The sequence below is a fragment of the Floridaenema aerugineum BLCC-F46 genome (genome assembly GCF_041929345.1).
Taxonomy (GTDB): Bacteria; Cyanobacteriota; Cyanobacteriia; order Cyanobacteriales; family Aerosakkonemataceae; genus Floridanema; species Floridanema aerugineum.
Window position 1 is genome coordinate 14,724 of sequence record NZ_JBHFNQ010000114.1, and the last position, 14,440, is coordinate 29,163.

General features: G+C 39.0%; 10 protein-coding genes and 1 pseudogene. 3 read left to right on the forward strand and 8 right to left on the reverse strand.

Annotated elements, in window-relative coordinates; genetic code table 11:
* Positions 1-115 precede the first annotated feature (115 nt).
* Both ACE1CC_RS15090 and ACE1CC_RS15095 read right to left on the reverse strand, forming a co-directional pair.
* Entirely contained in the window at positions 116-2,761 is a 2,646-nt protein-coding gene (locus ACE1CC_RS15090; protein ID WP_413271252.1) for a CHAT domain-containing protein, read from the reverse strand.
* A 128-nt stretch (positions 2,762-2,889) separates the two neighbouring features.
* Complete coding sequence (locus tag ACE1CC_RS15095) at positions 2,890-6,186, reverse strand: two-partner secretion domain-containing protein (RefSeq protein ID WP_413271253.1); 3,297 nt, start codon at positions 6,184-6,186, stop codon at positions 2,890-2,892.
* Positions 6,187-6,420: 234 nt separating this feature from the next.
* On the opposite strand from ACE1CC_RS15095, the gene ACE1CC_RS15100 reads away from it, so the two are divergent.
* Positions 6,421-7,176, forward strand: a complete 756-nt coding sequence (locus tag ACE1CC_RS15100; protein WP_413271254.1) for a Rossmann-like domain-containing protein — start codon at positions 6,421-6,423, stop codon at positions 7,174-7,176.
* A gap of 136 nt (positions 7,177-7,312) precedes the next feature.
* Here ACE1CC_RS15100 and ACE1CC_RS15105 read toward each other — a convergent pair whose 3' ends face one another.
* The 6 genes from ACE1CC_RS15105 to ACE1CC_RS15130 form a co-directional block, all read right to left on the reverse strand.
* On the reverse strand, positions 7,313-7,585 hold the full coding sequence (locus ACE1CC_RS15105) for a hypothetical protein (RefSeq protein ID WP_413271255.1): 273 nt from the start codon (positions 7,583-7,585) through the stop codon (positions 7,313-7,315).
* Positions 7,586-7,746: 161 nt separating this feature from the next.
* Positions 7,747-8,070, reverse strand: coding sequence for a hypothetical protein (locus ACE1CC_RS15110; protein ID WP_413271256.1), 324 nt, complete (start codon positions 8,068-8,070; stop codon positions 7,747-7,749).
* 211 nt (positions 8,071-8,281) lie between these two features.
* Positions 8,282-9,772 (reverse strand): lipopolysaccharide biosynthesis protein, encoded by a 1,491-nt coding sequence (locus ACE1CC_RS15115; RefSeq protein ID WP_413271257.1) that lies wholly within the window; start codon positions 9,770-9,772, stop codon positions 8,282-8,284.
* Between the two features lie 64 nt (positions 9,773-9,836).
* Complete coding sequence (locus ACE1CC_RS15120; protein ID WP_413271258.1) at positions 9,837-10,841, reverse strand: glycosyltransferase family 2 protein; 1,005 nt, start codon at positions 10,839-10,841, stop codon at positions 9,837-9,839.
* 103 nt (positions 10,842-10,944) lie between these two features.
* Positions 10,945-12,441 carry an NAD(P)/FAD-dependent oxidoreductase gene (locus ACE1CC_RS15125; RefSeq protein ID WP_413271259.1) on the reverse strand — a complete coding sequence of 499 codons (1,497 nt, stop codon included), beginning with the start codon at positions 12,439-12,441 and terminating at the stop codon, positions 10,945-10,947.
* Positions 12,442-12,577: 136 nt separating this feature from the next.
* On the reverse strand, positions 12,578-13,636 hold the full coding sequence (locus ACE1CC_RS15130; protein WP_413271260.1) for a glycosyltransferase family 2 protein: 1,059 nt from the start codon (positions 13,634-13,636) through the stop codon (positions 12,578-12,580).
* Between the two features lie 73 nt (positions 13,637-13,709).
* On the opposite strand from ACE1CC_RS15130, the pseudogene ACE1CC_RS15135 reads away from it, so the two are divergent.
* Both ACE1CC_RS15135 and ACE1CC_RS15140 read left to right on the forward strand, forming a co-directional pair.
* Positions 13,710-14,276: pseudogene (locus ACE1CC_RS15135) on the forward strand (site-specific DNA-methyltransferase); the annotation flags it as partial.
* 11 nt (positions 14,277-14,287) lie between these two features.
* Positions 14,288-14,440 (forward strand): AvaI/BsoBI family type II restriction endonuclease (locus tag ACE1CC_RS15140; protein ID WP_413271263.1); only part of this gene is annotated, 153 nt, incomplete at its 3' end.

Genomic DNA, 14,440 nt, shown 5'->3' on the forward strand with positions numbered 1-14,440 from the left:
ACAGATGCTTAAGATGGGCGGGTTTTGACTTCGATTTTCTTGCTGGGTATTTCAATCTTTTGGCTAAACCCGCCCCTACCCTATTTGGATCAATCTTATGCGTAAACAATATTAATTATTGCCAGTTTCCTACTAAGACATAAGGTGCCCAGAAAAAGGGAAGCTGATATTTTTTATCTTTTAAAATACTTAATTGAGCCAGCCTTAAAGCAGAGGCTTTAGTAACACCTTCTTTGGCTAATTCTTGATAAAATTTTACCATTAAAGCGGCTGTTGATTCATCGCTAACTCTCCATAAAGTTGCCAGAGTACTACGCGCACCTGCTCTTACTGCTACTCCTGCTAATCCTAAAGCGGCTCGATTATCTCCGGCTGCGGTTTCACAAGCACTAAAAACAAGTAATTCAATAGGAGGAGTGATTTGTTGCTCTCTTACTCGCAATAATTGGTCTAAATTTTTAACATTAATTTGACTATTCCAAGCTAAAATAAATGTTTCTTCTGCTTGAGAGCTAAATTGTCCATGAGTTGCGAAATGTACAATTGGAAAAGTAGATGAAGTTAAAATTTTTTGTAAATTATTATCAGTAAATTGTTGATTTAAAAGTTCCTTTGCTGGTAATAGAGACTTAATTTCTTGTAATTCCTGTTCTACGTTTGGTAAGGCGGGGAAATTTTGGTTCGCTTCAGATATGCCAGCTAATAATACTCGGAAATCTTCCTTTTTTAAAGGTTGTGGTGGTAGTAATTGTAATCCGGGAGTTAAAGCAATACTGTATTTTTCGATTAAATATTTTTCCCCATCGTATAAAGCAGCTAAGGAGATATTTCGCAATAAACCATCAGAAACAAATACTAAAGTTTGGACGTTTTTCTGTTGTATATCTGCTTCTATTGGCTGAATAATCCAATTATAAACTTGTTGGTAAAGTGGTAAAATTAATGTATTGTTGATAGGAGTTTCCATGCTTGTGCGTAACCTTTTTAGCGCAGATTCTACTTCTGTTTGGGGTTTCAAAGTAGTATAAAGGCGTAGGGGAGATTGAGGCAGTGCGAGAATAATTGCTAATCTATCTGGTAAAACAATTGTGTAGATTATGGCGGCATTTTCGTCTAATCGATCGATTTCTACAGGTTGAGTATCTAAGCAAGCTTCCTGAAAAAAGTTATCTAATTCTGCTAATTGCAAAGATTCAATTACCGCTCGCGCTAATCGTAAATTTTCTTGACTTGGTTCTGTTTGGATTGGTAGTAATAAATCAACTAATTCTCGATAAACAGGTTCGACACTTTGCCGAAAAGAAAATTGCAAATCGGGATTACCAGGATTAATCGCAACTAAGTCATTTCGCAGGGATTTAAGAGTTTCTACTGCTATGGTGTAAGATGCGATCGCACTTTGTCGATCGCCTTGTTTTTTCAGCAGTCTTCCTAATTGCCATTGCCAACGATAAGTAATCTCTGAAGCATTAACCGCTTGAGCTAAACTAAGAGCTTGTTGAGTTAAATTAGTGCTATCTTTAAACTGTCCGGTTAATTCATATAATCTACCTAAATTTCCTAAAGCATAAGATTCAGCTTGAGAATCTTGCAAATCTTTTGCTTCTTGAATTGCTTTTGCTAATAATAACGCTGACTCTTGAATATTTTGCTCTTTATTCAGTTTTATTAACGTTTCAGCTAAGTAAATTCGCGCATAAACTGATTGACGACTAGCTGGTAATTGATTAATATTAATTTGTGTTAGTAACTCTTGAGCTTCAGTGAATTTACCGATATCTACTAACAAACTCAATTGATTAATTTGTGCTGGCAATCGGCTAATTGGTGAATTAGACGATTCAATAGATTTTTGATAGGCATTAATAGCTGTCTCAAATTCTGTTTTTGCAGTTGATAAACTGTTAAATTCTTCAGCTTTTTTGGCGAAATATCTGGCAGTATTTCCTAAACTGAAAAAGGCGGCGCTGATAGTTGGTTTTACTTGCAAATCTTGCGCTATCCTCAAACTTTGTAGCAGCAATTGCCTAGATTTTTCTAATTCTCCTATTGCGCGTAACGCATTACCTAAACTCAGTAATGCTGTAGCTTTGATTAGAGAATTTGGTTGAGTGTTCAAAGAAATTTCTACCTGTTCTAAAGTTGTTTGAGTGCGGCGATAAAGTCCTAAAGATTGTAGTGCTTGAGCAATGTTTATTTGACTGCCGATCGCTCCTTCAGTATCACCAATTTGGGAATAGATAGCAGCCGTTTCCTCCCAAGTTTTTATCGCTTCTGTCAATTTTCCTAAAGCGAATTGCAGATGACCTTGATTATTCAAAGCTTGAGCTAAAATGAGTTGGGAGTTTTTAGTCGTTGGCAAATTGCGAATTAAAGATAAACTAGTAGCGATCGCACTTTCTGCTTCTTTCCACTTTCCTAATTGCTGATAAGCAAAAGATAAATAACTCAAAGCTAAAGCTTCACCTTGTTTATTCCCAGAATCCTGAAACGCAGCAACAGCTTTTTGCCAAGTAACCGCCGCTTGCAAAAACTGTCCAGCTTGCAAAAACTCCTTACCCTGTTCTAACAATTGTTGGGGATTAGTGACTGGGGATTGGGGATTGAGGATTGGGGATTGGGAAAGTTTTACGCTAGTTAAATTGGGAAAAGCTAACGAAATTCCGGCACTTAAAAAGGCAGTTACAAGAGTAATTACAACAAAAAATAGCCATTTTTTGCTTAGTGCGATCGTCTTTTTCACATATCTTTTAACAAACATTTTATCCTCTTCCCTTCCTCTAATAAAATTAATTCTTCGTAGGGTGCGTATAGCCTGCGGCATTCAAGAAAAGCGCTAGTGTAACGCACCATCTAGCTTAATTTTTTTGATAAACAATCAATTTATCATCACGGTTCAGGACAATATTGAGGATTAAAAATCAATTTATGAGGTACTGTTTTCGCCGTGTTAGCAACCAGAACAACCTCACCTTTAGCATTTGTTAACCATCCTTGAGCTTCCACAATTTCATCTTTACCATTTTCCTCTATTCTCCTACTTCTTTGTTTTCCTACTGCTTTGCCTTCATCTAAATTTATTGGTCTTAAATCTACCCAAGTCACATCATTTATAATTGGTTCATTAGGGTTAGGAGGCAACCCACCTTTACCAGTAACAATAAATGCGCTTTGTTCCCCTTCACGACGACGACAAGTAGAAGCAACTAATTTAGTAGCATCAAATACTTCTACCTGTGGAACATCAGAAGATTGAGGTTCAATATATCCTTCTATAGACAAGTTACCACTAGAACTAATTATACTATCAGCAGATACAAATACTGCAACTCCTAAATTATCTACAGGTGTAATAGTGATGTTACTACCACCTTTGGGAGCGTCAGCATCAGTTCTAATTTCGCTAGCTTCCAAAAGAGCTAAAGTACGAGTAGCAATATCAATATTACCTTCTTTAGCATCTAAAGCTGAAGCGGCAGAAATTTCACTTTGACGGCGTAATTGAATATCTCTACTTTGAATTCTAATATTTCCCCCCTCGCCTTTCTCTGATGCAGCAGTCAAAAAACTTTGATTATTTAATAATAAACGATCGGCAGTTATCTCTATATTACCAGGATCTCCCTTTGCTTGTTTACCAACAACTGTTGATACTGATCCAGCATTATTTAACAACAAATTGTTTGTGTTTATTTTCACGCTTCCGGCATTTCCTTCGCCAAAAGTACCTGCACCTATTTGAGCTTCATTACTAATAGTTAGCGAGTTGCTGGTGACGCTAACACCACCCGCTTTACCTTCCGCACCCGCTTCCACAATGCTAAAGGCTCCACTAAGATTTCCGTTGTTTCCTATACCATCAAAAAATACGCGATCGCTAGCTGTAATTCCTACCTCTCCCGCCTCGCCTTTTCCTAAAGTACTCGCATTTAATTGAGCACCATTAGTAACAAAAAGCGAATTCGTAGTAATATTAATGCCTCCTGCTTCCCCTTCAGCCTTTTCACCCACAGTTGCAAAAGCACCTGTAGGAGTTCCATCTTTTGCTTCTCCATCAAAAGAAACGCTCTGAGTAGCATTAATAGTAATTCTTCCGGCTTTACCTTTACCTAAAGTGCTGGCATTTATTTGAGCGCCATTTGTTAAAGTTAAAGTTTTGGTATTAATAGTAATCCCTCTACCATCACCTGTGCCACGTTCTTGTACACCATTGACGATCGAACTATAGTATTTACTACCCTCACCATCAAGAGAGATATTATTAGCTCCAATTGTAATTGCTCCGGCTTTACCAAAGCCAAAAGTACCAGCACCAATGAGCGCACCATTGGTTATATTTAGGGAATTGGTGGTAATCGTAATATCCCCGGCTTCACCTTGACCATTTTCTTTTACAGTGGCAAAAATTCCCGTAAAATTTGCGCTGTTTGCACCATCAAGGGAAAGGCGATCGCTAGTTACAATATTAATATTTCCTGCGTTACCTTTGCCTAGTGTACTCGCATTTATTTGAGCGCCATTGCTAATAGTTAAAGATTTCGTATTAATCGTAATTCCATCGGCTTCACCTTCAGCATTTTCACCCACAAATCCAAAAGCACCTGTAGGAGTTCTATCTTTTGCTTCTCCATCAAAAGAAACGCTCTGAGTAGCATTAATAGTAATTCTTCCGGCTTTACCTTTACCTAAAGTGCTGGCATTTATTTGAGCGCCATTAGTTAAAGTTAAAGTTTTGGTATTAATAGTAATCCCTCTACCATCACCTGTGCCACCTTCTTGTATACCGTTGACGATCGCACTATAATAGACGCTCCCCTCACCATCGAGAGCGATGTCATTAGCTTGAATTGTAACTTCTCCGGCTTTGCCAAAACCAAAAGTTCCAGCACCAATTATCCCACCATTGGTGATACTCAGGGAGTTGGTGGTAATAGTAACATCACCTGCTTCACCTTGAGCAGTTTTGTACACAGCGGCAAAAATTCCACTACCACCTTTGCTGTTTTCACCATCAAGGGAAAGGCGATCGCTAATTACAATATTAATATCTCCGGCGTTACCTTTGCCTGATGTACTCGTACTAATTACACCACCATTAGTAAGAGTTAAAGATTTCGCATTAACAATAATTGTTTTGCTATTGCCGATCGCATTTTCTTCGACAGTGTTCTCAACTTGGCTCGATGTAATTGTAATTGCATCAGTAGCATCTAGCAAAATATTTCCGGCGATACTTTTCGGCGTTCCTTTTCCTGTTGCTATCCCCGCCGAAAGATAGCTTTCTCCCAAAATATCTAAATTTCTTGCCTTAACAGTAATGCTACCACCGCCAGAACTTTGGACTCTAATTTCAGCTTGATTAATAATTGACACATCTGCACGCGCCAAATTATCAGGAAAGCTCAAACTCCCATCATTATTTAATCCTATTGTTCCCTCTGTGGAAATTCCTCCTAACTCAATTGCTCCACCGGGAGCTTGTAAAATACCACCATCTATAGTTACATTTCCACCAAGAATTGTCAGACTTTTTCCGGGGAGAACTTCTAAAGAAGAGGAAGAGTCACCTTGAATGCGAATTTCTCGAGGAGACTTGCCATATTGTAAGCCGAGCGGTACATTAATACTGAGCAAAGGTGAAGATTGCAAATTATTAGCCGCAAATTCTAAGCCATCAGTGAATTTAATGCTATTAGCTGTAGAAGCAAAAAATGAGCCGCCAATGTTTAATTTAGCATTTGGCCCAAAAATAATTCCATTAGGATTAAGTAAAAATAAATTAGCTGTGCCGTTTGCTCGAATTAACCCATCAATGTTAGATATTGAGCTACCAGTTACCCGACTAAAAATATTTCTGATATCCAGCGCATTGTTAAAAAATGCCTCGACTCCAGTCGGAACGGAAAATTCCCGGAAACTGTGGAACAAATTATTACCTGCTCTAGTTCCCCCTTCAATAAGGTTAGCTTTTCCAGTAGGTGTGACTAGAGAATTTACAGTAGCGTCCGGGACAATCTGTGCTTGTACTTGATTTAAATTACAGGAAAAAGTCAATAGTAAAAAACAATTCAATAAAATCTTTAGGTGATTAATTTTTAAGCTTTGCGGTTCTTGATTAGTTTGACCAATCAGGAAAAGAACAGTAGTTAAAAATAACCGATTTGCTTCAGGATATTGATTTTTCATAATTAAACAGCTTGAATTATTATTAAAATCCTAGTTTCTTAGGGACTAGATCGAGGAAAATTTACAAAATTTATAATCAATTTTTTCTTTAGTTCTAAATTCTTAGAGAACTGTAACAAAAATGAATTATATCTCAACTCTTTTCCGTTTGTTCGATCAGGTGTAAAGTGTAAAGAATCTTTACCTCAAGAGGAAAGACACTGAAAAAAGTTTCATGATTTTTGGTTATTTTCTATGAAAGTACATCCACGAGAAATTTATAACTTGTTGTTGGAATCAAGTCAGACAACTGCACTTGTAGAGGAGGTTATTATCGGATTAACCTGGACTTTTTGCCGCGCCAATGGGATAGGATTATGTATGAGTCCGGGGCAAGCGACGCGCACTTTGCCTTGGTCAGGGACTTTGGTGAATCAAGCGATCGCAGATTTAGCTCCCTGGCTGTATTCTTGGGATAGTTATCAAGCTACCATTGCTATGGCAGCGATTAATTCTGTAATTAATTCCAATTCGCCGCTAATAGATAAAGCACAGCCACTCACGCCCAAAAATTCCCCAAATCTCGCTGTGTTTGAACATTTTCTGCCCTTAATTCGGGGAAAACAAGTAGTTGTGATTGGACGTTACCCCGGACTATCGCAATATGAACAGGATACAGAAATTTCGGTTATCGAACGTCAACCAAGCGATCGAGATTTTCCCGACCCTGCTTGCGAGTATCTTTTACCGGAAGCAGATTGGGTTTTTTTGACTGCAACATCGATCGTGAATAAGACTTTTCCCCGTTTAGTAGAGTTATCACAAAATGCCAAGTTAGTATTAATGGGACCGACTGTTCCTTGGTTAGCAGAATTAGCAGATATGGGAATAGATTATTTAGCAGGTGTAGCGGTAACAAATGCAGAAGCTTTACGACAAACGATCGCTGAAGGTGGAGGTACAAGAATTTTTGAAACAGGCGTACAATATCGAGTTCTCGAATTAGTTTGAACACTAGATCCCCGACTTCTTCAAGAAGTCGGGGATCTAAATCCAAAAAAGGTACGTTGTTGCGCTTTAGCGCTAAAGCGCAACAACGTACATAGAAAATTTTCAGGACTATTTTGGATGAAAAGCGCAAGTCAAATTATTGAAGTTTCCATGCAATCAGAGCAACAAGTGCAATAAGACCTAACGCTCTACGGAAGTAATTAACACCTTCAAATAATTCTAACCACGCCCAAGTAAATAAGGAACCAAAAGCTATTAAGTCTAGTCCTAAATGAAGTTTACCTGTAGGAAAAATTATTTCTAATAAAATAGATACAATCCCAACAATGAGTGGTAAATTTGGGGGTTGAGCTATAACAATGTTGCCTTCGCTGTCTCGGAACACTTGATCGAATAATGTATTCTCCATGAAATCCCTCTCTTTTTCGGCGTTTCTACAAGTACAAACATCAGGAGCAAACTTAGCCTAATAAATTTAATTAAGGCGTTTACTGCATACTTTTTCATGATTTCATGAGCCGAATTTATTTCCATCCGTCTTAGGTTTAAGATGCAAGACTACCCCAGTTTTCAATCAGCTTCGATATTATGTGAATCCTGTTCAAAAGTATCAGCTACACTCACACCCGTTGCATTATCAATTAATTCTTGGGCTCGATCGGGATCGGAATAAATAAGCTCAAGTAATTGATATTTATCTAGTCCGCTCATTCTGGCGTAAAATTCCACTTCTCCTAAAATCCTGCTTTCTGATTGCCTCAAATACATGGATAGGCAGTGATGAGCTTGTGTAGTTTTCTGGCGCTTGGTGCGGAAGAAGCTTAAAGCACTGAGCAATCTATCTTCGTATGGCGCAAGTGCTCTTATGTGTAATCCTTTTGGTTGTTCCGGCATATTGGTATTAAATCCTCTGTTAACGCAAGTTGCTAGTTATATTCCGTAAGGTGCGTCAGACACCAATACTGCTCGGGTTTTGGGTAGGGGCGAAGCATTCGGGCGATAACTTTTGGCTCAAACCCTAGATTTTCTGTCCGAATGCTTCGCCCCTACAAAGGCAAAAAATACTTAACCGAGCAGTATTGCGTCAGACACTACAAATACAAGTTTATGGTACTAGATTGCTAACAAATCTTTTGAGAATTGAGCGCACAGAGGCAATTTCGCGATCGCTAAATTCCCCCAAAATCAGCAATCCTAACGGAATTAATAATCCTAAAATCAAAAGTTTGAAAATCACTAACCAATTGGGAGTTTCCCAAATATTTGCTAATCCATAAACCAACCCAGCGATGAGTAAACTACGTCCAAGAGAGAGTAATGAAGGGAAAATTTTCCAGAGATGATAGAGGGCGAAAATTGTTGCTAATGCAGCTAAACTAGAAACAGTAATTGTAACTATTGCTGCTCCTAATGTACCAAATTTGGGAATGATCCAGAGGTCAAATGCGATCGCTAATGGAACCATTGGCCCTGTGAGTGCGATCGTCCAATTCGGCCTACTTGCAGCAGTCAGAATAGCAGTTGTAATCGAAATCATTGCCATTGCTACTGCGGCAAAAATTAATATAGAAAATATCGGTGCAGCAGGTAAAAAAGTATCGCTGAAAAGTAGTTTAATAATTTCGGAAGATGCGCCAGCTGCTAAACCTGCAAAGGGTATTAATAACAGCACTAAACGCATGGCATTTTTGCTCATTTCTTGCGCTTTTTTCAATTCCTGTTCTCGCAAAAGACGGGTAAGCGTTGATAAAAGTAAAGGGACAAATGCCAGTGTAAATATCCCAGGAATTACAGAAAGATTTTGGGCTGTTCCATAATAACCTGCTTGTGCTGCGGTTCCTCCTAACAATTTCAACATGAATAAATCGAGTTTGTCATAAAGGCGCAAACTAATAGCCATTAAAAATAATGGTACTGCATAACCCCAGAGTTTCTGCATCTGGATTTGCGATCGCTTCCAAACTGGTGGACGTACATAAAACCGACAGACGAAAAGCTCAATTAATGCTGAAAACAAACTCCCAATAATTGCTCCCCAAATTGATAAACCTGCCGCAACTAAAGCAATGGTTAATATCATTTTGGTAATCCAACGAGTAGCAGTTGCGATCGCTCTTTCGGAAAACTTACCTAACCCAACTAAAACACTACGATGCACATAAGTAACACAAAAAATTGGCACTTCTAACATGAACGATCTCAAGTAATTATTCAGGCGAGGTTCACCTAAAGCATTTGCCACAGGATCGGCAACAAACCAAAAAATAACAGCAGCAGAAACACCTAAAAAAAGGTGTAATTGTAACACCGTAGTCGCCACAGGTTGCCAATCTTCAGCTTCTCCAATAAACTTAATTGTAGTGCGGGTAAAAGCCGAAGTAATACTCCAACCAATCCAAGAAACTAAACTAGTTGCTAACAAGAATAAACCGTAACTTTCTGGCCCTAACTGGCGGGTTAAAAAAGCCGCTGTTAAAAGTCCAGTAGGCAACAACAATGCCTCTGCCAGAAATACTTGAATTGTTCCCGATGCCAAACGACCAGACGACGAAGAATTTTTAGCCGACTCAGGGACACTAGACAAATTTCTATCCATAAACTCTCTCTTCTCTTCCTCTGTGTCCTCTGCGTCTGGAGCGGTTTCATAAATTCCCAATCTCTCAAGAATGTTCCCAATTAACCTCTACTTTGCCTTCTTTGGAAAGGAAATAATTAGGTCGGAAATAACTAATTATTAAGCCAACAAAATACAACAACAGGGAACTTAAAGCGATGAAAATAGCGATCGGTAAATTCAACAAATAGCGTGGTTGTTCGATCGCCAACTCAATCAACCTCTTTCCCGCTACCATAACTTTAAATAATCCTATTGCCACACTTGCAAATAAATCCGAAATAGGCTGAAAAGATGTTTTATTTTCCCGTCTTAAACGGTAAATTAACAAAGCATCATATCCATATAACAAGAATCGCCAAAAAAAGTGCGCTCCGCCATTAGGTGCAGCATGACAAGCGCGGGATTTTGGTTGTTTCCAAATAGTTTCTCCTTCCTTAATCAAAGAATTAGCGTGAATTACACAATTGCCTCGATAAATTGGCAAATCTACAGGAATCGGATATTTAGCGAGAAATGAACGACGAAAAGCAACGTTATTACAGAAATAATATTGGGTTTTTTCCAGGGTGTTACTGTGGGAAAAGCGGGGGAAAATGTATGTTAGTGCGATCGCCAATCCATAAGCACCTTTAGCCGAAGTAGTAGTTTCACCCGCTACCACATTAACATTATCCTCTGCAAAAGGTGCGAGCAAATTACGTAACCAATTTTGCTGATATATACAATCAGAATCGGCTAAAACAATTACTTCTCCAGTTGTTAGCGAAACGCCTTTCATTTTAGCAGCATAGTAATCAACATCTGCTGAAATACGACGCATACTTAACCAAGGATATTTATTACAAAGCTGTTCCATCATTTCTTGTGGAACATCGCCACTTTCCAGAATTAAAACTTCTTTGGCTAATTCAGGGGATAGGTCTTGAGATGCGATGGAATCTAAAGAACGATATAATCCTTCTAATTCTGCACTCGCTAAGTTTTCTGTTTCTACAATAATTGAGAAACTCGGTAATTTGGCTTTTTCAGTAACTTCTATTTGTGACATAATTTCGGATTTTTAACCACAGATGTCCACAGATAAACACAGATGAACACAGATAAATTATTGAGTCGTAGGGGCAATTCATGAATTGCCCCTACCCCAATCCTTACTGGATCGCAGCTGTTGGACGATCGCTATTGGGAGAACGCAATACTGATGACAATTTTGCCGCATTTTTTTGGTCTTCAACAGTGAATTCTTCATGATAAGAGCGCTCTGTATTAACTGTCCAAAGGTCGTGATTTTCGCCAAACAAATTGCGTACAGCTAACATCGCTGTTAACATTGAATGATCTTGATTGTTGTAGCGGTGCATTCCGTTTCTGCCAACTGTTTGCAGGTTATCGAAAGTTTCTAAATAATCTTGAATTACTTGTAAATGTTGGCGATATTCAGCATCATAAACCGGATAAGCTTTGCGCTGACGAATCACCACTCCATCTTCTACATCGCCTGCTTTTACACCTATGCCTAATGCGATCGCTTCTTGACTAGCAAGTTTAATCAAATCTGCATCAGACATTTCCCACAAATCTTCGCCAACACTGCAAAAATATTCCATTCCTAAACAAGTTTTGCTATGATCTGGAACCATAGCTCGACTCCAATTTTTGAAGTTTTGAATTCGTCCAACTTTGAATTCTGGACTATGAACATAAATCCAATTATCGGGAAACAACTTTTCGCGATTAACAATCAGCGACACGATGAGAAAATCTCGATATTTGAGGCTTTGTGCTGCTTGCAAAACTTCTTTTGGTGGTAAGGGATCGAGACAACGTAGCAAGGCAGACACAGGCATAGTGGAAATAAAATGTTTGGCATTTAATTCCAAAGTGCGATCGCCCTGACGCGCAATCACTCGCTTAATTCTCATTCCCACTCGTTCAATGCGAATTACACTTGTATTTAAATGAACTGGGATTCCTTTTGCTGACAACTTTTCTTGGCAGCGTTCCCACATCATTCCCGGCCCTAAAATTGGATAATCAAATTCTTTGATTAAACTTTTGGCATTTTGAGCACCAAATAAAGCATTAATTACTGCACCTTTGAGCGACATTCCTTGAATGCGTTGCGCCGCCCAATCTGCACGAATTTTACTACAAGGAATTCCCCAAACTTTTTCTGTATAAGTTTTAAAGAACATTCGATATAAACGTTCTCCAAAACGTTCTGTTACCCATTCTTCAAAAGTTTCCGCTTCCTGCCCCGGATTGAGTTTAACTTTGAGTCTTGCTTGCAGATAACTCATTAAAATTAAAGCACTGGGCGCAATTCCTATGTTAGATAAAGTATTGATTACGGAAAGGGGATAGTTGTAGAACTTTCCTTGATAGTAAATTCGTGAAAGTCGGGGAACTTTAATAAACTCATCCCCTAAAATTTCCTGCCAAAATTGTTGGACTTCATCGACTTTGGTGAAAAATCGATGTCCACCAATATCAAAACGATAACCTTTGTAAGTTTCTGTACGGGAGATGCCACCGACTTTATCTGCTTGTTCGAGAACGATCGAGCGAGTACCGCGCTTCATCAACTCGTAAGCTGCCGTCAAGCCAGCAGGCCCAGCGCCAATAACTATAACGGGACTATGTTCCACTGCTCACTCCACAATTAGACTGCTTAAGACAGCGATTAAACCACAAAAAAAGAAACTTCGTAACGTTCAACAGGCAACAAGCTATTAATTCTTTTGGCTGTTCCCTGCTTTTAGTTTTCCGTTCCTTTGCCCTGATTTAATGTATTTTCCGCTTATGGTACAGGTGATAGCGAATTGTGCCAATCACAAATGCTATTCCTCCATAAAAGAAATACAACCAATGCCAGGGAATTACCCCAAATGTGAATAGTATGCCTCGTTTTTGCAGAAAAAAGCGATACAGAGGTAAATTTAGCAGCAACAAGGCGAAACTAATTAAGAGAGCAAATAACCACAAGATTGACCACCACCAGCCCCCAATCAGGCAAAATACGAGCAAGTAAGTCAAAATTAAACTCAGACGGCTAGAATTCTTTAAATTCAGGTCATTGGAGAATTGTCGATCGCGCCAAAGCAACTCCGTCCAAGGAATCGCCCGATAAAAAATCTCTGCCCGGAGCAAAGAACCAACGCGCCAATGCTTCAAATGTTTAACCTGAACAGTTTTATCCAGCTTGATGTGATATCGTCCCCGTTTCAACCGATAGCCCAACTCAATATCTTCCACAGAGGGGTAGCGATAGCCCTCATCAAATCCCCCCACCGCCCAAAAAGCCTCCCTTCGCACTGCGCCACAAGCACCCCAAAAGGTCGAAGCTTCCTCAGATGAAGTTTGATGGGTGTAGTGATGAAATAGGTTTTTGTATTGGGAGAGAAAGTTAGGGCTTCCAGGGCTATCATCATAAGAGCCAATCAAGGCATCGAGAGTGGGAGAATGGGAAAATGCGGTGATTAGGTTAGCGATCGTCTCGACAGTCAACGTTACATCGGCATCAATAAAAAATAAAATCTCCCCTTGAGCAACTTCCGCCCCTTTGTTTCTAGCACGGGCAGGGCCACCAGGAGAAGGAAAAGTAATTACCTGAGCACCCAACTCTGCTGCTAACTTTCCCGAATCATCTGTTGAACCATCATCAATTACAATAATTTCTAATAATTTCTCAGCTACGTTGCTCAGGCTTTGCAAACATTGGCGAAAGTTTTCCCCACCATTAAGCACTGGAACAATGAGAGAAATTGTTAGCGTTGATTTGGCTAACTCGCTGGAATCTAACAAATTTTTATCGCGGAACTTCTTCTGTGGAAAAGATTGCATTTCTTAGGTAAGCTGCTTGCGACGAAAGTAAATCTAATCTATCATGTAAGAGATTTTACTAATCAAAACAGTATATAATGCAATTATTACATCTCCACCCTATTGCAATCGATATGACTATACCCGTACTTATGCCTTAGAATTAGCCTTACTTGGAATTTCTGAAAAAGAGTTAATCAAGTTGCGCCAAGAAATGTTAAGTTGTACAGTCGAAAATAAACCTAAAGATTTATTGACAATCAATCCAGCCTGGAAAACAGCGCTAAATATTGCTGATGAACAAAGTTTATTGCAAGGGATATTGCAATATTTAGACTCTCAAAAAGAACCAAATAACTTAAACAACAAAGGTATTCCTAGAATGGTGAGAGGATATTTCTACGAGATGGCTTGTGCGATCCAAGAATGCTTCCGAGTTCTTAAACCTGGAACAAACTTATTTATGGTTAATGATAATGTGCGCTATGCAGGTGTGAGTATTTCAGTAGATATGATTCTCTCTGATTTTGCGGAAAAGATCGGGTTTACTGTTGAGAATATCCTGGTTTTACCTGGTGATAAAGGTAATAGTAGTCAGCAAATGGGAAATCACGGACGCGAACCCCTACGAAAGTGTGTTTATGTTTGGAAAAAGCCCTAATTTAAATTCTTATGTGTTCTTACCGCCAACATCTTCAATCTAGTGACGATCTGGTTACAACATATCAAGCGACTCGTGCAGGTTTTGTTGCTTTGGCGCTGGAAAAAAATCGACGTGCTACACCATATATTGCAGAAGCAAGGGTACTTCAAGAAGCAGCTTCT